Origin of the sequence: Bradyrhizobium sp. B124 (genome assembly GCF_038967635.1) — a bacterium.
GTDB lineage: Bacteria > Pseudomonadota > Alphaproteobacteria > Rhizobiales > Xanthobacteraceae > Bradyrhizobium.
In genome coordinates this window covers 6,487,016-6,507,980 of the sequence record NZ_CP152413.1, presented here as the reverse complement: position 1 = coordinate 6,507,980, position 20,965 = coordinate 6,487,016, and the positions used below count along the sequence as shown (strand labels likewise).

At 64.1% G+C, this 20,965-nt stretch carries 20 protein-coding genes and 1 riboswitch; of the genes, 6 read left to right on the top strand and 14 right to left on the bottom strand.

Features of this window, described 5'->3' with window-relative positions; translation table 11 throughout:
• Positions 1–40: 40 nt before the first annotated feature.
• Positions 41–101, bottom strand: a riboswitch (Fluoride riboswitch).
• 57 nt (positions 102–158) lie between these two features.
• The gene (locus AAFG13_RS30885) at positions 159–281 is read right to left on the bottom strand and encodes a hypothetical protein (protein ID WP_342709147.1); all 123 of its coding nucleotides are present in this window, start codon (positions 279–281) and stop codon (positions 159–161) included.
• A gap of 37 nt (positions 282–318) precedes the next feature.
• Positions 319–495 (bottom strand): hypothetical protein, encoded by a 177-nt coding sequence (locus AAFG13_RS30880; RefSeq protein ID WP_342709146.1) that lies wholly within the window; start codon positions 493–495, stop codon positions 319–321.
• 179 nt (positions 496–674) lie between these two features.
• Here AAFG13_RS30880 and AAFG13_RS30875 point away from each other — a divergent pair, with 179 nt between their 5' ends.
• Positions 675–914, top strand: coding sequence for a hypothetical protein (locus tag AAFG13_RS30875; protein WP_342709145.1), 240 nt, complete (start codon positions 675–677; stop codon positions 912–914).
• 26 nt (positions 915–940) lie between these two features.
• Here AAFG13_RS30875 and AAFG13_RS30870 read toward each other — a convergent pair whose 3' ends face one another.
• The 3 genes from AAFG13_RS30870 to AAFG13_RS30860 all read right to left on the bottom strand — a co-directional run bounded on the left by AAFG13_RS30870 (position 941) and on the right by AAFG13_RS30860 (position 2,833).
• The gene (locus AAFG13_RS30870; protein WP_173643732.1) at positions 941–1,081 is read right to left on the bottom strand and encodes a hypothetical protein; all 141 of its coding nucleotides are present in this window, start codon (positions 1,079–1,081) and stop codon (positions 941–943) included.
• 60 nt (positions 1,082–1,141) lie between these two features.
• Positions 1,142–2,023, bottom strand: a complete 882-nt coding sequence (locus AAFG13_RS30865; protein WP_342709144.1) for a DMT family transporter — start codon at positions 2,021–2,023, stop codon at positions 1,142–1,144.
• 84 nt (positions 2,024–2,107) lie between these two features.
• A complete protein-coding gene (locus AAFG13_RS30860; RefSeq protein ID WP_342709143.1) occupies positions 2,108–2,833 on the bottom strand; it encodes a TetR/AcrR family transcriptional regulator in 726 nt (241 codons plus the stop codon).
• 216 nt (positions 2,834–3,049) lie between these two features.
• Between AAFG13_RS30860 and AAFG13_RS30855 the strand changes: the two genes are divergently transcribed.
• A complete protein-coding gene (locus AAFG13_RS30855; protein WP_342709142.1) occupies positions 3,050–4,261 on the top strand; it encodes a cytochrome P450 in 1,212 nt (403 codons plus the stop codon).
• A 25-nt stretch (positions 4,262–4,286) separates the two neighbouring features.
• On the opposite strand, the gene AAFG13_RS30850 is transcribed toward AAFG13_RS30855, so the two are convergent.
• Both AAFG13_RS30850 and AAFG13_RS30845 read right to left on the bottom strand, forming a co-directional pair.
• Positions 4,287–8,378 (bottom strand): ATP-binding protein, encoded by a 4,092-nt coding sequence (locus tag AAFG13_RS30850; RefSeq protein WP_342709141.1) that lies wholly within the window; start codon positions 8,376–8,378, stop codon positions 4,287–4,289.
• 167 nt (positions 8,379–8,545) lie between these two features.
• On the bottom strand, positions 8,546–9,358 hold the full coding sequence (locus AAFG13_RS30845) for a response regulator (RefSeq protein ID WP_212314214.1): 813 nt from the start codon (positions 9,356–9,358) through the stop codon (positions 8,546–8,548).
• A gap of 266 nt (positions 9,359–9,624) precedes the next feature.
• Between AAFG13_RS30845 and AAFG13_RS30840 the strand changes: the two genes are divergently transcribed.
• Together AAFG13_RS30840 and AAFG13_RS30835 are read left to right on the top strand one after the other, a co-directional pair.
• Positions 9,625–9,828, top strand: coding sequence for a NepR family anti-sigma factor (locus AAFG13_RS30840; RefSeq protein WP_018269610.1), 204 nt, complete (start codon positions 9,625–9,627; stop codon positions 9,826–9,828).
• A complete protein-coding gene (locus AAFG13_RS30835; RefSeq protein WP_092118964.1) occupies positions 9,828–10,376 on the top strand; it encodes a sigma-70 family RNA polymerase sigma factor in 549 nt (182 codons plus the stop codon). Before AAFG13_RS30840 ends, AAFG13_RS30835 begins: the two co-directional genes overlap by 1 nt.
• Before the next feature lie 111 nt (positions 10,377–10,487).
• Here the strand turns inward: AAFG13_RS30835 and AAFG13_RS30830 are convergent, their stop codons facing one another.
• Positions 10,488–13,397, bottom strand: a complete 2,910-nt coding sequence (locus AAFG13_RS30830) for an EAL domain-containing protein (protein ID WP_342709140.1) — start codon at positions 13,395–13,397, stop codon at positions 10,488–10,490.
• Positions 13,398–13,612: 215 nt separating this feature from the next.
• Here AAFG13_RS30830 and AAFG13_RS30825 point away from each other — a divergent pair, with 215 nt between their 5' ends.
• Entirely contained in the window at positions 13,613–13,978 is a 366-nt protein-coding gene (locus tag AAFG13_RS30825; RefSeq protein ID WP_212314219.1) for a methylamine utilization protein, read from the top strand.
• Positions 13,979–14,000: 22 nt separating this feature from the next.
• Here the strand turns inward: AAFG13_RS30825 and AAFG13_RS30820 are convergent, their stop codons facing one another.
• Positions 14,001–14,984: a hypothetical protein gene (locus tag AAFG13_RS30820; RefSeq protein ID WP_212314220.1), complete on the bottom strand. Its 984-nt coding sequence runs from the start codon at positions 14,982–14,984 to the stop codon at positions 14,001–14,003.
• Positions 14,985–15,336: 352 nt separating this feature from the next.
• On the opposite strand from AAFG13_RS30820, the gene AAFG13_RS30815 reads away from it, so the two are divergent.
• Positions 15,337–15,465 carry a hypothetical protein gene (locus AAFG13_RS30815; RefSeq protein ID WP_283815087.1) on the top strand — a complete coding sequence of 43 codons (129 nt, stop codon included), beginning with the start codon at positions 15,337–15,339 and terminating at the stop codon, positions 15,463–15,465.
• A gap of 30 nt (positions 15,466–15,495) precedes the next feature.
• On the opposite strand, the gene AAFG13_RS30810 is transcribed toward AAFG13_RS30815, so the two are convergent.
• The 5 genes from AAFG13_RS30810 to AAFG13_RS30790 form a co-directional block, all read right to left on the bottom strand.
• A complete protein-coding gene (locus tag AAFG13_RS30810) occupies positions 15,496–16,524 on the bottom strand; it encodes a cytochrome c peroxidase (RefSeq protein ID WP_212314221.1) in 1,029 nt (342 codons plus the stop codon).
• A gap of 203 nt (positions 16,525–16,727) precedes the next feature.
• A complete protein-coding gene (locus AAFG13_RS30805) occupies positions 16,728–18,389 on the bottom strand; it encodes an HWE histidine kinase domain-containing protein (RefSeq protein ID WP_342709138.1) in 1,662 nt (553 codons plus the stop codon).
• 402 nt (positions 18,390–18,791) lie between these two features.
• A complete protein-coding gene (gene ureG, locus AAFG13_RS30800; RefSeq protein WP_342709137.1) occupies positions 18,792–19,436 on the bottom strand; it encodes an urease accessory protein UreG in 645 nt (214 codons plus the stop codon).
• Positions 19,437–19,610: 174 nt separating this feature from the next.
• On the bottom strand, positions 19,611–20,348 hold the full coding sequence (locus tag AAFG13_RS30795) for an urease accessory protein UreF (protein WP_342713432.1): 738 nt from the start codon (positions 20,346–20,348) through the stop codon (positions 19,611–19,613).
• The gene (locus AAFG13_RS30790) at positions 20,329–20,958 is read right to left on the bottom strand and encodes an urease accessory protein UreE (RefSeq protein WP_212314224.1); all 630 of its coding nucleotides are present in this window, start codon (positions 20,956–20,958) and stop codon (positions 20,329–20,331) included. Before AAFG13_RS30790 ends, AAFG13_RS30795 begins: the two co-directional genes overlap by 20 nt.
• Between the last annotated feature and the right edge of the window lie 7 nt (positions 20,959–20,965).

The window sequence follows — 20,965 nt, the reverse complement described above, 5'->3', positions numbered from 1 at the left end:
TGCGGATCGGCGGTGGCGCATGCTCCTACCGACGCTGTCGCGCCCGGTAGGAGTCATCAGCCTTGCGGCGGTTATCGGGGGACTCCATCCCCATCAACGCAGGGATGGTAGGCAAACGGAGCAGCGGGAGCAAGTGGGCGTCCCGCGCCGGTGTTGGCTCACTCGCTCATCGACAGCATCGTGTTCAACTCGAGGGCGGTCCGCAGCTGCTCGATGCGCGCGGCAATCTGCTCGCGCTTGGCGCCGCGCGGCAATTCCGCGAGCTGGCGCTCGAGCCGCACGCGATGCTCTTCGAGCCGCTGCTCGAAGGTGTGGGGTTCAGATCGCTTCCGCTTCCGAATCGTCTTCTGCATCACTCACCGTTGGCGGTTGCAGACCGGGACTATTGGCCCAGCGGTCCAGTTGATCGATCACCCGTGCGTGGCTCGGGCGCCGCGGTTCCGGCGCTTCCGGCTCCTCGGATAGCTTGCGGGGCAGCTTGACGTGATTGGTCATGGCGTCACTCCCGCCAGACAACGGAGAGGCAGCCGGATCGTTCCCTTGATTTTTCTTCTAAGCTATTGATTTTGCTTGATTAACTTACTCAATCGACGTTTTTATCTCAAGGTGCGGAACCCACCGCGAATTGGTTCGTTTAGCAAAATACTCAATTAACTAATTCTGGGCGATTTGCGATGAATGAGCTTCGCGCTGAACGTCTTCAAGTCATGCTTTCCCCCGACGAATTATCGGCTCTCGACGATTTCCGCTTCAGGCACCGCATGCCGACCCGTGCCGCGGCAGTGCGCGAGCTGCTCAGGCTCGGTCTTGCCGGCAACGGCGTCGATGGAGGGGCCGGGGTGAAGTCGAGCGAGTATGGGGTGTTTAACCGGGGGCCGGATGGGCACACCCAAGGAGACGCGCCGCAGGAGTGATGGCGCGTTGGCGCTGATGCGACGGTTCAGCCGGCGACGAAGAGGTCCACGACCGCTTTCAGGGTGCAGACCACAAGCGCCGACGTGAACATCGCCGTACCGAGATCTGCGAGATAAAGCAGCTGCGCCTTCTGCTCCGCATCAAGCCGCGCGATCGCCTTGCGCATGGCCAAGCTCCCTTTTCAGGAGAACGCGTCGCGTGAACGTCGGTTCCCTCGGTCGCCTTCTCACGCCCGCTGCAGCGCCAGCGTCACGCCGCCAAGCGTCAGCGCCATCGCGCCGATCTCACGCAGCCCCAAGGCCTCGCGGAGGATGATCGCGGCCGAAATCACGCCGATGACCGGCACCAGCAGCATGCCGGTCGACGCCGATGTCGGCGGCAGGCGGCGCAGCGTCTCGAACCAGGTGAGATAGCAGATACCCATCGGCATCAACGTCATGTAGGCGAAGCAGCCGAGGCCGAACGGCGTGATCGCGGCATAGTTCGGGTGCTCGAACAGAACGCCGAGCAGCAGCATCACCAGACAGCCGATGCCGACCTGCCAGGCGACCACCGCGAGCGGCGGCATCGGCAGCGGCTTGCGGTTCAGCACGTTGCCGAGCGCGAACAGGATGGCGCAGGCGAGCGCAAGCGCGATGCCGGTGAGCTTGTCGGCACTGAACGCAAAGCCGTTGCCGCCGAGCAAAAGTGCGACACCGGCGACGCCGAGCACCAGCGCCGCCAGATCCCGCAGCGTCGGGCGGCTGTGCAGCACCGGCCAGGCGAACAGCATCGCCCAGATCGGCATGGTGTAGGCGAGGAGCGCCCCCTCGCCGACCGTGACGAATTTCATCGCGATGGTGCCAAAGCCCATCCAGGCGAAGACGTTGGTGAAGGAGGCGAACAGCAGCCGCGGGAGCGCCTCGCGCGGCACCGCGAGCGACTGGCCGCGGGCCAGCGCCAGCGTGCCCAGGATCACTGCCGCGCAGGTGCCGGCCAGCCCGCGGGCGAACAGCGGCGGCCATTGCTGCAGCAACAGCTTCATCAGCGGCCAGTTCAGGGCCCAGCCGAACGCCGTCACCACCAGGCAGAGAAAGCCGATCGTTCGGTCGCGTTGCGTCTTATCCATCGGCCGCGCTTAGCAGGCGGAGACACGCGATTCCACTTCGCAGCGCGCATGCCGCGCCGGCGTGTACCTTCGGATACCATTCCGTCAGGCAAAGGTGCCGATCGAGACCCGCGGCCAGCCCTCGCTTTTCCGCGCGGCGGCAAGCTTGCTGGTCCAGGCATCGATCAGGCTTGCGATCAGCAGACGGCCGGTGCCGCGCATGTCGGGCAGTTTCATGGTCGGCGTGCCGAGCGCGAGCGCGATCACGCCGTGCACGGCCGCAAGCAGCGCAGTTGCGAGCCGCGGCGGCAGGCCGGACGCCGGATCGGCGCCTTGCGCCGCGAGATATTCCCGCACCGAGATCACGAACAATTCGTAGCTGCGGCGCGCGATCTCGGTCTCGCCGAAATAGACGCCGTCGGGAAAGCGGCGGTCCTCGACCGTGCCGGACATCGAGAACAGCGAACGGAAATGATCGGGATTGTCGGCCCAGTAGTCGAGATAGGTTTCCATCACCCGCCGCAGCCGCGCATCGCTGTCGGCGGTCTGCGCGCGGACCCGTTCGAGCTGTTCGGCAACCGCCTCGAGATTCTGCTGCTTCACCGCGAGCAGCAGCAGCAGCTTGGTCGGATAATATTTGAGGACGGTGCCCTTCGAATAGCCGATCGCGTCGGCGATCTTCTGGATCGAGACGGTCTCGAGCGTGCCGGCGGCGAACTCCTTGCGCGCGGTCTCGAGGATCAGCGCCTTCAGCGCCTCCTTGTCGGCCTCCTGACGCGCCCTGCGCTGAAAGCGCCGCGCGCCCTTGCTGGATCGCTCCTCGATCGACATTGCCGTCTCCTAGAGCACTTTCGGTTGTGATTGAATCAGAACCGAAGCTCTAGCTTCTTGTGTTGACGCGTTTTCTTCACGCGAACCGGTACCCACTTCGCTCGAAAACGCTCTAGAGCCTTTTCCGCTCCGATGGAATCGAAACGAGGCTCCCCCTTGCCATACCCCAGTTAATTGACTATGGTCAATTAACTGACCATGAAACGGGAGGATGCAATGAGCGCCCTTGCGAGCCCCCTCGCCGGCGAAATTGTCCGCAGCGATTTCGATCCGTTCAGCCCGGCGACGCGGGCCGATCCCTACGGCACCTATGCGGAGCTGCGCGCCGCGGCGCCGGTCGTTCGCCTGACCAGATATGACATCTGGGCCGTGCCGCGCTTTGCCGAGGTCAAGACGATCTTCGGAGACCATGTCAATTTCAGCAACGCCGGCGGCGCCGGGCTTGCGAACCACTTCAAGGAAACGCCGTGGCGGCCGCCGAGCATCGTGCTGGAAGCCGATCCGCCGTTGCATACGCGGACCCGCGCGGTGCTGGCGCGGATCCTCTCACCTGGCGCGATGCGACGGCTCGCGGATGATTTCAAGGCCACGGCGACGCGGCTGATCGACGGGTTGGTCGAGCGAGGCTCGTTCGATGCGATCAAGGACATCGCGGAGGTGTTTCCGGTCAGCGTGTTTCCCGACGCGCTCGGCATCGACCAGGAGGGCCGTGAGAACTTCTTGACCTATGGCGCGATGGTGTTCGCCGGCTTCGGGCCCGAGAACGACTATTTCCGCGACCTGATGAAAGAGGCGCCGCGCGTGCTGCCCTGGGTGGCGGCGCGCTGTCAGCGCGAGGCGCTGCGGCCGGGCAGCTTTGGCGCGCAGGTCTACGAGGCGGCCGACACCGGCGAGATCAGCGCCGAGGAAGCTCCGCTGCTGGTGCGTTCGCTGCTCTCGGCCGGGCTCGACACCACGATCAGCGCGATCGGCATGGCGCTGTACACGCTCGCGCGCCATCCGGAGCAATGGGCATTGCTCGCAGCCGACCCCTCGCTGTCGCGCGCGGCGTTCGACGAGACGCTGCGCTTCGATTCACCGGCGCCGTTCGTGTTCCGCACCACGCCGCACGACACCGAAATTGCAGGCGTTGCGATCGGCAAGCACGAGAAGGTGCTGCTGCTGCTCGCCTCCGCCAACCGCGACGCGACGCGCTGGGAGCATCCCGACCAGTTCGACGTCAGACGGCGGCTGTCCGGACACATGGGCTTCGGTGTCGGCATCCACGGCTGCGTTGGGCAGATGGTGGCGCGGCTGGAGGCGGAGGCCGTGATCGCAGCGCTCGCCAGCCGCGTGAAGCAATTCGACATTGCGGGGCTCGTTGCCTTCCGCGACAGCTCGGGCCTGCGGGCGCTCAGCACGATGCCGGTCCGCGTCGTCCGCAAATAGCTACAAGGAAGCGCACGATTGGTCGCTAGATCCCGTCAAGGACCTCGCGAACCTTGGTCGCCAGTTCATCGATCGAGAACGGCTTCGGCAGGAGGTTGGTGCCGGGATCGAGGATCCCGTTGTGGACGATGGCGTTGCGGGTGTAGCCGGTGGTGTAAAGCAACTTGAGGCTTGGAATTCGTTCTCGCGCCCGCACGGCGAGCTCGTGGCCGGACATGCTGGGCATAACCACGTCGGTGAAAAGCAAAGCCACCGAAAGCCCGTCGTCCAGCAGTCGCAAGGCTTCGCGAGGACTGGCCGCGTCGACCACGGTGTAACCGAGTTCGCGCAGCGCCTCGACTGAGAGACTACGCACGCGATCCTCATCCTCGACCACCAAAATGACCTCGTCCTTCTGTCCGCGATACGAGGCGATCGGTGCGCGCCTGACAGGATCTGGACCGTCATCGCCACGGTGCCGCGGCAGGTAGATCTTGACGGTCGTGCCGACCCCGACCTCCGAGTAGATCTTCACGTGGCCACCGGACTGGCGCACGAAGCCATAGACCTGGCTGAGCCCGAGACCGGTGCCCTTCCCGACGCCCTTGGTGGTGAAGAACGGGTCGAATGCCTTGGTGATGACCTCCTGGCTCATGCCGCTGCCGTTATCGGCAACCGCTGTCATCACGTATTGACCTGGCGGAATCGCATACGCCCTCGCCGCGGCCTCATCGACATAGGCGTTGGCGGTCTCCAGCGTGAGCTTGCCGCCGCCCGGCATCGCGTCGCGGCCATTGACGCAGAGGTTGAGGATAGCGTTTTCGAGCTGGCCGGGGTCGGCGCGAACCCGCCACAGCCCTGCTGTCAGCACGGTCTCGAAACTGATGGTCTCGCCAAGCGTGCGCGCCAACAGGTCGGCCATGCCGGAGATCATCTTGTTGCCATCGAGCGTCACCGGCGCAAGCGGCTGCTGACGGGAGAACGCAAGCAGGCGCTGGGTCAGGCCCGCGGCGCGCTGCGCGCCGTCGACGGCGGCTTCGACGAATCGCCCGACGTCGTTTTCCCCCTTGGCAAGCTTGCGCTGGATCAGATTGAGGCCCGCGAGGATCACGGCCAGCATGTTGTTGAAGTCGTGGGCGATGCCGCCGGTCAGCTGGCCTACGGCTTCCATCTTCTGGATCTGGCGCAACTGCTCTTCGGCCTTGGTGCGCTCCTGAACCTCTTCCACGACCCGCTGCTCCAGGGTGGTGTTGAGGGTCTGCAATGCGGCTTCGGCACGGCGCCGCTCGGAGACCTCGCGCTCGGCGGCCTGAAACAGCCGCGCAGTGTCGATCGCGGTTGCGGCCTGCGCGGCAATGCCGGCAAGCAGCCGCTCTGCACGCTCGCCGAAAATGCCAGGCTCCGGATGACCGAAAAACAGACCTCCCAGTACTTCGCCGGAACGCGACACCACGGGCGCAGCAAGATAACTGCGCACCGGCAGATGCCCTTGCGGCATCCCGTAATGCGGGTCGTTCTTGCCGTAGCGCGGATCATTCAGGATATCGTCGGACCGCACGATCGCCTCGCCGCTGAAGGTCGGCGCGAACACCGCCGTGTTGCGCGGCATCGGAAACCGGGAGAACGCCTCGCGCGGCGCTCCGGACAGGGTATAGAGCATGTAGCTCTCGCCCCTGTCGTTGATCACATTGTAGAAGAACGAGCCAAACGCTGCGCCGGTCAATTCGGTCGCCGCATCGGTGACGATCTGAACCGCGCGATCGAGATTGAGTTCGCCCGCAACCGTGCTGCCTACCTTGTTCAAGAGCTCGAGCACATGGGCCTCTTCTTCAAGGCGCACCGCCCGCTCCGACCGCGTAGCCGACAGCTCAAGATTGGCGGCAACACGCGCAAGCAGCTCGCGCGCGCTGAACGGCTTGACGAGATAGTCATCGGCGCCGATTTGCAGGCCTTCGACCTTGGCCTCTTCACCGGCGCGCGCCGACAGGAAAATGACGGGCAAACCCCTCATGTCCTTGTCCGCGCGAAGCGCATTGAGAAGGCTGATGCCGTCGAGCCGCGGCATCATGATGTCGCTCAGCACAAGATCGGGGCGACGTCGCCATGCCGCCTCCAGCGCGGCTCTTCCGTCCTCGACCGCCTCGACATCGTAAAACGGCTCGAGCAGCCGCCGCACATATTCGCGCATGTCGGCATTGTCGTCCGCAAGCAGAATGCGCTGCCGGCGTCCGGAGGCGGTCGGCGCGGCGACGCCGAGATCCTCCGGCGAAGATGGATCAGGCCGGTCGGCGGCGCCGCTCCCGTCCAGCCATCCGAGCGCCTCGTCGAGATAGGCCTGGGCACGGGCGCTGCTCCGAGGCGCCGGCGCAGTCGTGTTGACCTGATCGGCGGGGAGATGATCCGTCCCGAACGGAAGCATGATGGTGAACGAGGTGCCGCGATCGACCTCGCTTTCGACCCGAATTTGGCCGCCATGCTGCTTCACCAACTCACGGACCAGCGCCAAGCCGATGCCGCTGCCCTCAAAGGAGCGGCCGCGCGCGCTCTCGACGCGTTCGAAACGCTCGAACACATGCGACAGCGCCGATGCGGGAATGCCGGTCCCCGTATCGCTCACGGTGACTTCGGCACCCTCGGGCGTCGCCTTGACCGCGACCGCGATCTCGCCGTCGAACGTGAACTTGAACGCGTTCGACAGCAGATTGAGGACGATCTTCTCCCACATGTCACGATCGACATAGACGAGGTCCGGCAGTGGCTCTTTCCTGATTGCAAGTCGCATGCCCGCCTTTTCGATCGCCGAGCGGAAGTTCGAGGCGAGATCGGACGTCAGCCCTGCGAGGTCGACGGGCTCGAAGCTGGCGGTAACGCGGCCTGCCTCAATTCGCGCGAAATCAAGCAAAGTGTTGACCAGCTTCAACAAGCGCTGTCCGTTGCGGTGAGCGATGTCGGCCAGCGAGCGCTGCGCGGGAAGCAGGTGGCCCGCCCCCTCGGACAGCAGTTCTTCCAGCGGGCTCAGCATCAAGGTGAGCGGCGTGCGGAATTCGTGACTGACATTAGAGAAGAAGGTGGTCTTGGCGCGATCGATCTCGGCCAGCGCCTCGGCGCGGCGGCGCTCCTCCTCGTAGGCCTGGGCATTGTTGATTGCGGCGGCGATCTGCGCCGATACTAATCCGAGGAAGCTCGTGTAGCGTTCGTCGTAGAGGCGGAATGGATTGAGGCCTGCGATCAGGAAGCCGGCAACTGCATCACCGGCAGCAAGTACCGGAAGGACGACGGCCTGCCCCGGCGCCTGACGCCAGCCACCGGATGGAAAATCGAGACCGAACAGGCTTTTCAAGTTCTGCACTAGCGCGCCGTCACGGCCCGCATGCGCCTCGGCGATCGGCCACACTTCGCTGCCGTCGAGCGCCAGCTGCGACTTCACCCCGATATGATGCCTATCAATGCCGCTGGTTGCGGCCAGCCGTGCAACCTGCTCCTGCGAATCGATCAGATAGATCATCGCAAATGGCAAATCCTGAGGATCGGTCGCAAGCGCCGCGGCGCTGCGTTCGCAAGCCTCGCCGACGCTTCGCGCCTCAGCCGCGCGGCTGGCAAGCTCGCGCAAGAGCGAGAGCTGGCGTTCGCTGATCACACGCTGCGTGTCGTCAGTGTTGGCGCAGAAGATTCCGGCGGGCAGACCGTCGGCATCGGGAATCGGGCTGTAGGAGAACGTGTAGTAGGTCTCTTCGGGGAAACCGTTGCGCTCCATGATCAGCAATTGGGCCTCGACATAGGTGCCCTCGCTCCCACCCATCGCCTTGTTGAGGAGCGGCGAAATGTCATCCCAGATCTCGCGCCAGACCACGCGGGTCGGCTCGCCGAGCGCGCGCGGATGCTTGCCACCGATGATCGATTTGTACGGATCGTTGTAGAGGAAGGTCAGTTCGTCGCCCCAACCGATCCAGATCGGCTGCTGCGAGGTGAGCATGATGCGCACCGCGGTTTTGAGGCTATCCGGCCATGCCTCGGGCGGGCCTAACGATGTGCCTGCCCAGTCCAGATGCCGGAGCAATCCGGCGAGCTCGCTGCTGCCGATGAAAAGACGTTCGATGGCCTCGCCACGCGAAATAGCAGGGGTTCTAAATATCGACACAACGGATCCGCCCAAGCCCGAACAACGAAATAAACTCGTTCCGACAATCTCGGTTCCTAAGCGTGCGACCTGGTCGATCTCCGCCACGCATCGATTCTTCTCAAAGAAAAAGCCGGCGTACCTTTCGGTACGCCGGCTTGCATTTTGCCCTCTTGCGTAAACTCAGCTCATGCCGACGCCGCGCGCGGCGTGCGGTTGCGCGAGTTGCGCTGGAAGAACAGCGCCTGGCTCGCCACCGCCGACACCATTGCCGGCTGGAACGGCTTCGAGATCAGGAACGCCGGCTCCGGCCGTTCGCCGGTCAGGAAGCGCTCGGGATAGGCCGTGATGAACACCACCGGCACCTCGAACGTGCGCAGCAGCTCGTTCACCGCATCGAGGCCCGACGAGCCGTCGGCGAGCTGGATGTCGGCGAGGATCAGGCCGGGCTTCTTGTTCTTCGCGAGCGCCACCGCATCGGAATGGGTGCGCGCGACGCCGATGACGTTGTGGCCAAGATTCTTCACCAGGCTCTCGAGGTCCATGGCGATGAAGGTCTCGTCCTCGATGATCAGGACATCGGTGGCGATCTCGGCGGCCATCTCGCGGCCGGCGGCATCGGTCAGCTTGCGCGTCTCGGCAATATCGGTGCCGAGAATGTAGCCGACCTCCTCCTCCGAGAAGCCTTCCAGCGAAAGCAGCAGGAAGGCCTGCCGAGGCAGCGGCGTGATGTTGGAGAGCCGGCGCTCCGGCGGCAGCGAGAGCGTCGCCACGTCGGCATTGTCGTTGTTGTTCACCGACACCGAATTCCAGATCTGGGTGAACAGCCGAAACAGGCCGGCGCGCGGACCGTGGCTCTGGTCCAGCAATGATCCGTCCTGCAACAGGGCCTCGAGCATGGCCCCGACATAGGCGTCCCCGGACGCCTGGTTTCCGGTCAGTGCGCGCGCATAACGGCGCAGCAGCGGAAGATGTTCGGCAACGATCTGTGATCGGGACATTCCCACTCCATCCTTGTTCGTGAGGCCAACCGGCCTGAAGCCCGTACTCTGGGGCGGCGTACCATTTTGGGGCGCCCCAGGTTCCCCTGCATGCCCGACTACGCGCGAGCGCCGAAAAAGTTCCACGAAATAGTTCCAGGCTTCCGGAACTTTCTGCGCAACTTTGCATTAGCTCCTGACCGACGAGGCAACGCGGCCAGCCTCTTTTTTCGAGGAATCGACTTGAAAATCAGAGACTTCACTCCCGGGGAAGCGTGGATCACATCATGAAGGAAGTAAAGAAGCAGGGCGGTCTCAACGCCGAGATTCAATCGAGAATCGGCCACCAGCTTCGCGCCATGTACGACGACGTGGTGCGGCAGGGGGTGCCCGACCGCTTTGCGGAGCTGATCCGCAAACTCGACGGACCCGAGGCTGCCGCGGCGGCTGTGGCCGGGGGCGATACTGACAAGAACAATGGAGGGGACTAATGCCTCTCACCAATGAACTTCGCGACGACATCCTGGCGTCGGTCCCGAGCCTGCGCGCGTTCGCGATCTCGCTGTCCGGTAATGGTGACCGTGCCGACGATCTGGTGCAGGAGACCCTGCTGCGCGCGATAGCCAATATCGACTCGTTCCAGCCCGGCTCGAACCTGCCCGCGTGGTTGTTCACGATCCTGCGCAACCTGTTTCGCTCCGACTACCGGAAGCGGCGGCGCGAGGTGGAGGATGCCGAGGGCAATTATGCCAAGACCCTGAAGAGCCAGCCGTCGCAGACGGCGCATCTGGAGTTCGAGGAATTCCGCGCGGCGCTCGAAAAGCTGCCGCAGGACCAGCGCGAGGCGTTGATCCTGGTTGGTGCCTCCGGCTTCTCCTACGAGGATGCCGCGGCGATCTGCGGCTGTGCGGTCGGCACCATCAAGAGCCGCGTCAACCGCGCGCGATCGAAGCTCTCCGCGCTGCTCTATGTCGACAGCGCCGAGGATTTCGGCCCCGACAACACCGTGCGCGCCGTGATCGGCGGCAATGGCGGCTAGACAAGCGCGATGCTAGAACGGAAGGGCGGCCCCGATCGGGCCGCCTTTTCTTTTGCAAGGGATCTCGCGGGCCGTCGCTTCGCGCGTCCTCGCGACACCCGGCGTAACAGCCTAGCCCGCCATCGCCTGCTTGACGGCAGTCGGCTTGAAGCCGTTTCTCAATTCGAGGATCTTGCCCGCGATCTCGGTCACCGGGACCGGATGACTGAACAGGAAGCCCTGGGCCTCGTTGCAGCCCTCGGCCCGCATGTGGTCCAGCTGCTCGACGGTCTCGATGCCTTCCGCGATCGTGGTCATGCCGAGGCTTCTGCCAAGGCTGATGACGGCGCGCACGATCGATTTCGATCCATGCGTCGCGGTCAAGTCGCGCACGAAGGATTTGTCGATCTTGAGCTTGTCGAACGGAAAACTGCGCAGATAGCTCAGCGACGAATAGCCGGTGCCGAAATCGTCCAGCGCGATGCGCAGTCCCAGCGCCTTCAGCTTGTGCAGCGTTGCAAGCGTCTCGCTGCTGTTCGCGAGGAAGACGGATTCGGTGATTTCGAGCTCCAGCCGGCGCGGCGACAATTTTGACGCCGTAAGCGCGTTGACGGCGACGTCGATGAAGTCGGGATCGCGAAACTGGACCGCCGAGACGTTGACCGCGAGCTTCATCTCGGTAGGCCAGGTGACGGCCTGCTCGCAGGCGCGATTGAGTACCCATTCTCCCAACGGGCCGATCAGGCCGATCTCTTCCGCGATCGGGATGAACTGGTCCGGCGCCACCATTCCCCGCTTCGGGTGATGCCAGCGCAGCAGCGCCTCGAAGCCGCAGATGCGGTCGAGATGGAGATCGTAAAGCGGCTGGTAGTACAACGAGAACTCGTCCTTGGCCATCGCCTCGCGGAGATCGAGCTCGATCGCCCGGCGCCGCTGCAGGCTGGCGTCCATCGCGGGCTCGAAGAAGCGCCAGGTACCCCGGCCTTCCATCTTGGCGCGGTACAGAGCGACGTCGGCGTTCTTCAGGAGCTTCTCTCCGGTGCTGCCGTCGACCGGCGACATCGAGATGCCGACGCTGCATCCGACCACGACACGATGCCCGTTCAGCTCGTACGGAGCGCCGACGCATTCCACGATGCGGCGAGCGAGGCGCTCGGCCTCCTCTCCGGCCTGGACGCCACACTGAATGACCGCGAACTCGTCGCCGCCCAAACGCGCGACGGTGTCGACCTCGCGGACGCAGGCGTTGAGGCGGTCGGCGACCGCACATAGCAGTTCGTCGCCGACCGGATGCCCGAGCGTATCGTTGACCTGCTTGAAATTATCGAGATCGAGGCAGAACACCGCGAAGCCGGATCCGCGGCCGACCTGAGCGACCGCCAGCTCGATCCGTTCCGCCAGCAACGTCCGGTTCGGCAGCCTGGTCAAGGCATCGTGCCGGGCCATGAACGCGATCTGCGACTCCGCCCGCTGCTGTTCGGTGACATCCTCGCAGGTGACGAGCCAGCCGCCGTCGGATGTCGGCCGCTGCGCGATGGCAATGATCCGTCCATCGCTGAGATGCTGCAGATAGTTGCCCTCGTGCTGGGCCATCGATCGTTCGCGTTCCGCCAGCAGGTCGGCGACGGTCTGGTCACCATGATTGTCGGCGGCGACGCTGAGGCCGAGCACGTCCTCCATGGTCATTCCGGGAACGACGAGCTCCGGCGAAATGTCGAAGATCTCGCAGAACCTGCGGTTGGCGACCTGCAGCCGCGCCTCGCTGTTGTACAGGCACAGCCCCTGTGACATGTGCGTGAGCGCCGCATCGAGCCGCAGATTGGTTTCATGCAGCTCGGCCTTCTGCTGCTTCAGCGCGGAGATGTCGCTGTAGACGAGAACGACGCCGCCCTCCTGCGTCTCGCTGCGGCTGACACGCAGCCAGCGCCCGTCGGAAAGCTGCGCCTCGCTCGCGAAACCATCGAAGTCACTGTCGGCCAGCGCCAGGCTGGGCGCATCGAGCCGATCCGACCGCAGAAGCTGCGGCGAGAGACGGATGAATTCGCTGGCGCGCGAATTGGCCAGCGCGATCTGGCCATCCGCATCGAGCAGCACGACGCCTTCGTGCGACGTTTCGAGCGCATCGGAAAGCCGCGCCTGCGCGGAGCGGCGTTGCGAGACCTCCTGATCGACCATCCGCCTGATGTTGTCGCGCATGGTTTCCATGGCGGTCAGCAGCGTGCCGAGTTCGTCGGTGCCGCCCTTGGGGACGGTCGCGTCGAGGTCGCCGCCGGCGATGCTCCGCGCGGCCCGCGATGCAATGGCGACAGGCCCGATGATCCGGCGCGCCAACACCCACGAGAACAGCGCCGACAGGAACAGCGCGACGGTCAGCCCGGCGACGTTGAGCTGCAGATCCCGCTTGATCGTCGAGAGCGCCTTTTGCCGGAACAGAAAGCCGTCGCCGGCGGTGTAGTTGACCAAGAGCTCGACCTGCTGGCTGACGATCTTGGAGTAGCGATCGACATCGCCGACCGTCGTCCCCGATGCATGCGGATCAGCCGCCGAATTCCCCTCGAGCGACGATCCGATCGCCCGGCGATGCAGCGCCATCCAGGCGTCGGCGGCTTCCTGAACCTTTGCCGCGGCTTGCGCGGCGCGCGAGGACTGCGAGCGGTCGGCGGCGATCGTCAGGTCTTCCGAGAGCGTCTTGGCGAGCTTTTCAATCTGGCTGTCGAGGCTGGCATGAATTTCCGGATCCGTGGTCAGCAGACGCTGCGACGACGCGACCCGCATTGTGGCGAAGTCCGCACCGGCCGCGCGGGCGTAATTGATCGACATCAGGGATTCGTCGAACGTCTTGGCCACCAGATCGCCGGCATGGCGGATGCCAAGGATGGAGTATCCGCCGAGCGCGACGGCAACGGCGCTCATCGCGAGGCAAAAAATCAGAATCTGGGTACGGATCGAACCCGTGGTCAGGGCAAGACGCGACAGGCCGCCGGTTGCGAGCCGAAAGGCTGCACCGCTCTTTACCTTGAGGTTGCCCAATAGGCTATCCATACCCGCGTTTCGCCGTAGTGCTCGCTGTTCAAGCTACGCAGAAACGCGCAGCGCTTGCGGAAAAATGACTGTCTGCTCAAAATTGCTTTAGTAGTGACTGCAACTCATGCTGAAATCGTTAAGATCAGCTGGCGATAATCACCCTTACAGGTAAACGCGGGACGCATCATTTGCACGCTAGATTGGCCGGCGTCGGAATTCCAAGCGGGGGTCTCATGCAGTCAGGCTTGTTGCGCATCCTGCGCCTCGGCCGGTCCGGAGGCGTGCCTTTAGTGGCCGCGATTGTCACGGGAGCGCTAGCCGGCGCCGCTCTGGGTGCGGCGCCTTATGTCATTTCGCAGAAGGATCGCGAATTCAAGCCCGCAGAGATATCAATCAAGCGCGGCGAGATTTTACGATTCATTAACGATGACGGCGAACTGCTGCATCACGCTTATTTGAGCACCGATACCTTCAGTTTCGACTCGGGCGACCAGCAGCCTGGCAGCAAGTTCGACGTCACATTTTCCGTACCCGGCGACTACACCGTGCTGTGCGGCATTCATCCAAAGATGAAGCTCGCGGTCCACGTCGTCAAATAGTCCCCCCTCGGGGATCAACGATCTACAGGACCGAGGTTTTGAAGATCGCGGCGTGGCCGAAATAGTAGACGAACAGCGTCAGCGACAGCGCGGCGCAGAGCGCGACCGGGGCAAGCCACGGCGCGCGACGATCGCGCGGCAACACCTTGTTGTCGGCGAGAATCGCAAACAGCACGGCGATGATCGCCGAGTGTCCGATGGTGTCGATTTTGCCGAATTCGAAGCACGCGCTGATGAACATCCCAACCAGCACGGCGGCGGCGCAGCGCCGGATCAGCGGCGTCCAGATCAGGGCAAAGGCGAGCGTGAATTCCACCATGCCCGCAGCGCGCATGTAGAACTCATTGTCGAAGCCGAGGGTCATCCCGGCATGCTCGATCAGGAGCGGAAAGCTCCATTCCGGATAGGCCCATTTTTCGATCGAGGCCCACATCAGCGTCACGGCCGCGGCATACCGCATCACGTCGATCGGCCGGATTCCGAACAGATCCTTGTTCAGCCCGATCAGCGCAAAATAGGCGGCAACACCAAGAAAAATCGGGTAGTCGGCGAGATGGAAGACGCCGTAACCGCGAACGCCGATGCCGAACAGGATCGCCATCCCCACGGCCGACAGCGGCAGCGTGCGCCGCGACAGCATGCCGGCGGCGATGGCGAGCTGCAACGCGCCCACCAGCGGTGACGACGTCTTCAACTCGGGGGTCAGCAGGATCCCGCCCACGGCCCAGATCGAGATGAAGAAGAACGCGCAGACCGCGCGCATCATCAGTTCGGTGTGCAGCCGAAGTGCCTCGGTAATGCGGTCCAGCACGCGAATGGTCGCATCGCCGAGCGACGTCGGCTCGATCAGGCAGCCCGCAAACAGCCAGAAGACGGCGACACCGAGCAGCAGTTCAAAATCGAGGCAAAGGACATTCTCGAGTCCGCGGGGCTGACCGGCGACATCGTAAGCGCAAAACCATTTGACATGTGCCTCGGCACTGCGCGCGGCTACGACGCAAAACAAAACCGCTGCAAGACACGTGGCGAAAAAGGAGCGCACAGCCGACGCGGCATCTCGCTCCCGCCCATTAAACATTGAACCAACCGCCCACACACACACATACGCTTAAGGACTTGTTTAACTTATATCAAATTTTACGCTTTGCGCCTGCCTCTGGACATCCGCTGGTTGCATTGTGGTTAATTGCGGCAGGCAGGCCCCAACCCGTCCCTCATTGCATCTTTTTCAGGCGGTTCCATCGAATTTTAGCTAATTCCGGCACGGGCGCTCAATTCAACTGTCGTAGTGAAACCCGGACAAATCGGATCGGGAGGCCGGTTATATGTTCGGAGTGTTGAGCGTCGTGAGTATCGGGGTGGGGTCAGCCCTCGCCTATGTGACAAAATCGTCCCCGTCGCGCACGGCGGCCCTCGAGACCTGCGCGGGCGCGTTCCTGATCGTCGGCCTCGGCCTGCTTGGGGCCGCACTACCGCACCTCGCCTGACGAGCCCCCGTTCCAAACCCTCTGCTGCGTTCAGCGCGGCAATTTCGGGATCCCCGCCACCGGCGGGGCCGTGGCGGTCAGGGATTGCAGGAAGGCGATGAGGTCCTTCTTCTCGCCCGCCGTCAGAGACAACGGCTTGATGTCGGGCGACCGGCTCGGCCGCTCGATCCCGCCCTTGTTGTAGAGCTCGATGACATCTTCCAGCGTTGCGACCGATCCGTCGTGCATGTAGGGCGCACGGCGCGCGACGTCGCGCAATGTCGGGGTCTTGAACGCATATTTCAGCTTCGCCGAGGTCGGAAAGTAACGTCCGCGCCCGATGTCGTGGCCCTTGGCGGTGCCGATATCCTGGAAGGACCCGTCGGAGAAGGATGGGCCGCTGTGGCAGGACGAACAACGTCCCTTGCCGTTGAAAAGCTCAAAGCCGCGCTGGGCCGTTGCGCTGATCGCGCTCTCGTCACCCTTGATCCAGCGGTCGAACGGGGCTTCGCCTGCGACGATGGAGCGCTCGAAGGTCGCCAGCGACTGCTCGATCCTCGGCCGTGTGATCGCGCCGTCGCCGAACGCGTGGGTGAATGCATCGACATAGCCGGGGATCGCCGCGAGACGCGCGGTCAATTCCGGCTCGGTCATGTTGAGGTTCATCGGGCTCAGAATCGGCCCGAACGCAACGGATTCGAGATCCTTGAACTTGCCGTCCCATCCCAGCGGCTCGAAGAAGGCCACATCGATCAGCGTCGGCGAACGGATCGGCAAGCCTTTCGGATCCTCACCGATGGCGCGCGGAAGGCCGTCGGCCCACGACAGGCTCGGCTTGTGGCAGCTCGCGCAGGAATGGGTCTTGGACCGCGACAGCAGCGGATCGAAGAACAGCATCTGCCCAAGCGCGGATTTCGCCTCCGAATAGGGATTGCTGCTCGGGAAGGGAACCACGTCGGGCCGGCGATAGCTGGCACGAATTGTCGCAGGGTCGCGCGGCGCCGTCGCCGGGGTCAAGGCAAGCGACAGCCCGACAGGCAAAACTGCCGCGAGCAAGGTCAGGCTGACCCAAAGCCTCATCGGGGTCCTCAGACGGTATCCTGCTCGGTATATGCCCAAGCATGTTCAACGAAGTTTTAACGCTCGGTTGCGGTCTATTACGGATGCCGGATTCCGTCACAGATCATTTGAGCGTCGCTCGGCGCGCCTGGTTTCGATCAAACCGCGCAATAACATAGCCACTCAACCTAAGGCGGCCACGGCGATCTACTTCGTGGGGCGCTCTACTTCTTCGCCGGACGGACCGGCGCGGAGAGCTGCTCGGTGCGGTCGCGCTCGGTCATGTCGACCACCGTGTCCATCGGCGCGGTGAGCTCATAGACATAGGAGACGTCGGTGAAGTACCGCTTCGCGGCGCCGCCCAGCGCCTCCGGCGCGACGCGGTCGAGCAGGATCAGGCCGAAATCACTGTCGGCCCGCCGCGTCGCCTGGCTGGTGTTGAACTCCTCCCAGCGGAAATGGAAGACCGAGTCCGCATCCTCGCCGGCGACTTCCCAGTTGGCGACGATGTGCGGATGCTTGCCGACCAGCGACAGCCCTTCGTCGGAGTGCGAGGCGAGCTCGAAAAACAACAGCGACAGCGATTGCGCGGCGCGGGCGCTGACGGTGATGTCGGGACCGTTCACCGCGATCCGGTCGGCATGCGGAATCGCGCGCGATTCGAACAGGCCCTTCAGCTTGACGCCCTGCCACTGGCTCTCGCTGAGCAGCGTGACGACATTCGACATCGCGTGGATGCGCCCGATCAACAGTTCGCGCGCGACGTCGATGTCGGCGCCGTGCCGCAGCGTGCGGGTCACGATCGACTGGATCACCGCGAGGATGTTCTTGACCCGATGGTTGAGCTCGTCGATGACCGCAGTCAGCCGGCGCTCGAAGCCGATCCGGACCTCGATCTCGCGGCTAAGGCGCAAATTGTTGTAGGCGACATAGCCGAACAGGCCGCAGACGATGCCGGTCAGCGCGAGGCCGATCGCCGCGACGATCGTCGCGGTCTGCTGCGCACGTACCGTGGCGTTGCTTTTGGCGTAATAGTCGAGCGACCAGTCCCGGCCGCCGAACGTCACCGTGCGGACCATCGACGGCAGCGGGCCGTCCTGGCGCACCGCGCGCGAGGTGACGATGCCCTGCTCGTTGGCGGTGAACTCGTCATTGGAATCACGCGGGTCCTTCAACGCCACCGCGAACAGCGAGGAATCGTCGTTGGTCAGCATCAGCGACGACAGCTCGTAGGAAAAGGTGATGAAGCCGGCCGGCTCCGATCCACCCTCCTGGAACACCGGCGCGGCGAGCACGACGCCGACCGGGCCGTTCTGCCGCAGCAGCGGCACCGGGTCCGAGGCCACGGGCTTGGCGTTCTCCATTGCCCGCGCCAGCATCGGACCGACCACCGAGTGGCGGTCGAAGGCGCGGCCCGGGATGCTCAGGGTTTCCGGATTGCGCGGCTCGACATCCATCAGCACGTTGATTGGCTTGTCGAGCGCCTTGATGTCGAGCGCCTGGTCGTCGAAATCGCGGATCGAGGGATTGGTGAAGCCGGCGGCCTTCAGCTCCGCCTCGGCCGCGGTCAGCTCGTTCGGCTTGAGCCGCGCGATCCAAGCGGCGACGACGAAATCGGTCTTGAAGGCGTAGATCGCCGAGCGCAGCGGCTGCAGCATGTTGGCCTTCACCATCGACGGGGTCCGGAAAAGTCCAGAGGCCACCCGCGCCAGCAGCTCGCGCTCGGTCAGGCGGTCCTGCACCAGGCTGGCATGGACGTCGATCGCCCGCGCCAGCGCAATACCGTCGATTGCGAGCTCCTGATCGTGCACCCGATAGGCGGCAAGACCGGAGAGCAGAACTCCGATCAGCGCAATCAATGCAACGATGAAGCCCAGTCGAACCACACGCTTACTCGGCAATCAGGGGGTGGCGAAAGGGGACGGTAGGCATCTGGCTTCTGCGGGGGCGGCGACAAATCAGGGTGCGATGAACGCCAGCCGCAAAGGAATATGGAATAGCGATCATCGGTACGCAACAGGAGCCGGTCGGCAACATTAACGACGACGCCATCCGGCGGTCTTTGGCGGCACCAAAGGTTGCTAATCGTCAAAGTTGGAAATTGTTCCGGCGATTGCACAGCTTTTTTGCGGCGGAGTGCGCTCCCCTCTCGTCGTTCGTCACCCTGAGGAGCGCGAAGCGCGTCTCGAAGGGTGAACGGCCCGGACAGTGGGGCCGTTCACCCTTCGAGGCTCGCTCCGCTCGCACCTCAGGGTGACGGTGAAGCGCACCACGGTCCGCCACAATGATTAACGGGCGGCCGTCTTGCCTGGACCCTGCGACCGAAGGCCACCCTTGGTCTCGATGAAGCTGATGATGCGGTCGAGGCCCTCGCTCTTCTTCAGATTGGTCATCACGAAGGGCCGCTCGCCGCGCATCCGCCTGGCGTCGGTGTCCATCTTCTCGAGCGACGCGCCGACATGGGGCGCGAGGTCGATCTTGTTGATCACCAGAAGGTCGGACCGCGTGATGCCGGGGCCGCCCTTGGAGGGGATCTTGTCGCCGGCGGCGACGTCGATGACGTAGATCGTCAGATCCGCCAATTCCGGCGAGAAGGTCGCCGCCAGATTGTCGCCGCCGGATTCGATCAGGACCAGGTCGAGATCGGGGAATTTCGCCCGCATGTCGGCGACCGCAGCGAGGTTCATCGAGGCGTCCTCGCGGATCGCGGTGTGCGGGCAGCCGCCGGTCTCGACGCCGGCGATGCGGTCCGGCGTCAGCGAGCCGGAGCGCACCAGAAATTCGGCATCCCATTTGGTGTAGATGTCGTTGGTGATCGCGGCGATGTCGTAGCGCTCACGCATCGCCTTGCAGAGCAGATCCATCAGCGCGGTCTTGCCGGAGCCGACCGGACCGCCGACGCCGACGCGCAACGGGCCATGAGAAGTAGGCATGAGGCGCTCTCTCCGTTATCGTCGTCCCGGCCTAGTGCGCGATTGCGCACGGGGGCCGGGACCCATTGCCACCGAATTCAATTGTTGCGCGAGGCTGGGGCCGCAGTCTTGCATAACCACGAAGGCCAGTGGTTATGGGTCCCGGCCTTCGCCGGGACGACAGCGGAGCGCGCATCATGACCGGAACAGCCTCGTGTACTGTGTCTCATGACGCAGACTAGCGAGGTCGGCCCGAAAGGTCGCGCTGCCGAGATCGTCGAGCGAGGCTGCGTTGGCCCGCGCCGCGGTCGCGGCAACGACCGGCTCGAGATCGGCCAGCACGCGCTGGCTGTCGGTCTGGCCGAGCGGGATCAGCCGGCTGCCTGCGGAAATCCAGTTCGAGAGCACGGCATGCAGGAAGGCATGCAGCGACGGCGCCAGCCGGATGCCATGCGCAGCGCTGACGATACCGACCGCGACCGGGTACACGATCGGCCCGCCGCAGGCCGCGATCATCGCGTCGAGGCCGGACGAATTCCAGGCTGCGCGCGCGATCTCGATGAAGGCGCGCCCTTGCGTCGTGGTCTCGAGCTGCCGCTCGCGCGACGGCACGAAGGCGGCCGCGAGCTCAGCGATCTCCTTCAATCCCGCGTAGCCGGGCTCCGACGCCGCGCGATGGCTCTGCGCAAGGAACACGGCGTCGCAAAAGCCGCTGCCGTCGGTGAGCATCGCCGCGAGCCAGCCGCGCAGCGACGCGGCATCGGTGATGTCGCCGGCCTCGACCGCCCATTCGATGCCGCTGGAATAGGCGAACGCCCCCACCGGAAAGGACGGCGACAGCCACGTCATCAGCCGGTACAGCGCGGCCGCCTCGTCCTCCGCCATCCCGCCGCGCACCGCAGCGGGATCAGGCTCATTTGTGGTCATGAGCATGGGAGTGGTCGTGGTGATGATGGGCATGGTCGCAATGCTCATCATGATGATGGTGGTGGTCGTGGTCATGCCCATGGTCATGGTGTTGTCCATCACCGTGGTCGTGACCATGATCGTGCGCGTCGCCATGGGCATGATCGTGCCCGGTGTGACCATGCGCGTGATCGTCGGCATGCGCATGCTCGGCATAGGCGCCCCCTTCGGGATCGAACGGCGCCTCGATCTCGATGACACGGGCCCCTAACCCCTTCACCATCGCCTCGATCACGTGATCCCTGCGAATGCGCAGGCCCTTCGGCATGATCTGCGTCGGGAGATGGCGATTGCCAAGATGCCAGGCGACCCGGATCAGATGATGCGGATCGCTGCCGCGGATTTCCGCGAGCGGCTCTGGAGCAGCGACCACCTCGATGAGGCGGCCGTCCTCCAGCACCATTGCGTCGCCGCCGCGCAGCGCGACGGCGTTTTCGAGATCGAGCAGGAATTCGAGCCCGCGCGTCCCGGTCATTGCCATTCGCCGCCGGTGCCGGTCGTCGAAATCGAGCACGACGGTGTCGGCTGCCGCTTCTGTCCAGCGATGCTGTCCCAGGACTTTGGTTGCGCGGATCATCGTTTGC

Excerpts from the sequence above, each read along its gene's own strand:
- AAFG13_RS30880 (WP_342709146.1), bottom strand. The coding sequence starts at position 495 with ATGACCAATCACGTCAAGCTGCCCCGCAAGCTATCCGAGGAGCCGGAA.
- AAFG13_RS30875 (WP_342709145.1), top strand. The coding sequence starts at position 675 with ATGAATGAGCTTCGCGCTGAACGTCTTCAAGTCATGCTTTCCCCCGAC.
- AAFG13_RS30870 (WP_173643732.1), bottom strand. The coding sequence starts at position 1,081 with ATGCGCAAGGCGATCGCGCGGCTTGATGCGGAGCAGAAGGCGCAGCTG.
- AAFG13_RS30865 (WP_342709144.1), bottom strand. The coding sequence starts at position 2,023 with ATGGATAAGACGCAACGCGACCGAACGATCGGCTTTCTCTGCCTGGTG.
- AAFG13_RS30860 (WP_342709143.1), bottom strand. The coding sequence starts at position 2,833 with ATGTCGATCGAGGAGCGATCCAGCAAGGGCGCGCGGCGCTTTCAGCGC.
- AAFG13_RS30855 (WP_342709142.1), top strand. The coding sequence starts at position 3,050 with ATGAGCGCCCTTGCGAGCCCCCTCGCCGGCGAAATTGTCCGCAGCGAT.
- AAFG13_RS30845 (WP_212314214.1), bottom strand. The coding sequence starts at position 9,358 with ATGTCCCGATCACAGATCGTTGCCGAACATCTTCCGCTGCTGCGCCGT.
- AAFG13_RS30840 (WP_018269610.1), top strand. The coding sequence starts at position 9,625 with ATGAAGGAAGTAAAGAAGCAGGGCGGTCTCAACGCCGAGATTCAATCG.
- AAFG13_RS30835 (WP_092118964.1), top strand. The coding sequence starts at position 9,828 with ATGCCTCTCACCAATGAACTTCGCGACGACATCCTGGCGTCGGTCCCG.
- AAFG13_RS30830 (WP_342709140.1), bottom strand. The coding sequence starts at position 13,397 with ATGGATAGCCTATTGGGCAACCTCAAGGTAAAGAGCGGTGCAGCCTTT.
- AAFG13_RS30825 (WP_212314219.1), top strand. The coding sequence starts at position 13,613 with ATGCAGTCAGGCTTGTTGCGCATCCTGCGCCTCGGCCGGTCCGGAGGC.
- AAFG13_RS30810 (WP_212314221.1), bottom strand. The coding sequence starts at position 16,524 with ATGAGGCTTTGGGTCAGCCTGACCTTGCTCGCGGCAGTTTTGCCTGTC.
- ureG (WP_342709137.1), bottom strand. The coding sequence starts at position 19,436 with ATGCCTACTTCTCATGGCCCGTTGCGCGTCGGCGTCGGCGGTCCGGTC.
- AAFG13_RS30795 (WP_342713432.1), bottom strand. The coding sequence starts at position 20,348 with ATGCTCATGACCACAAATGAGCCTGATCCCGCTGCGGTGCGCGGCGGG.
- AAFG13_RS30790 (WP_212314224.1), bottom strand. The coding sequence starts at position 20,958 with ATGATCCGCGCAACCAAAGTCCTGGGACAGCATCGCTGGACAGAAGCG.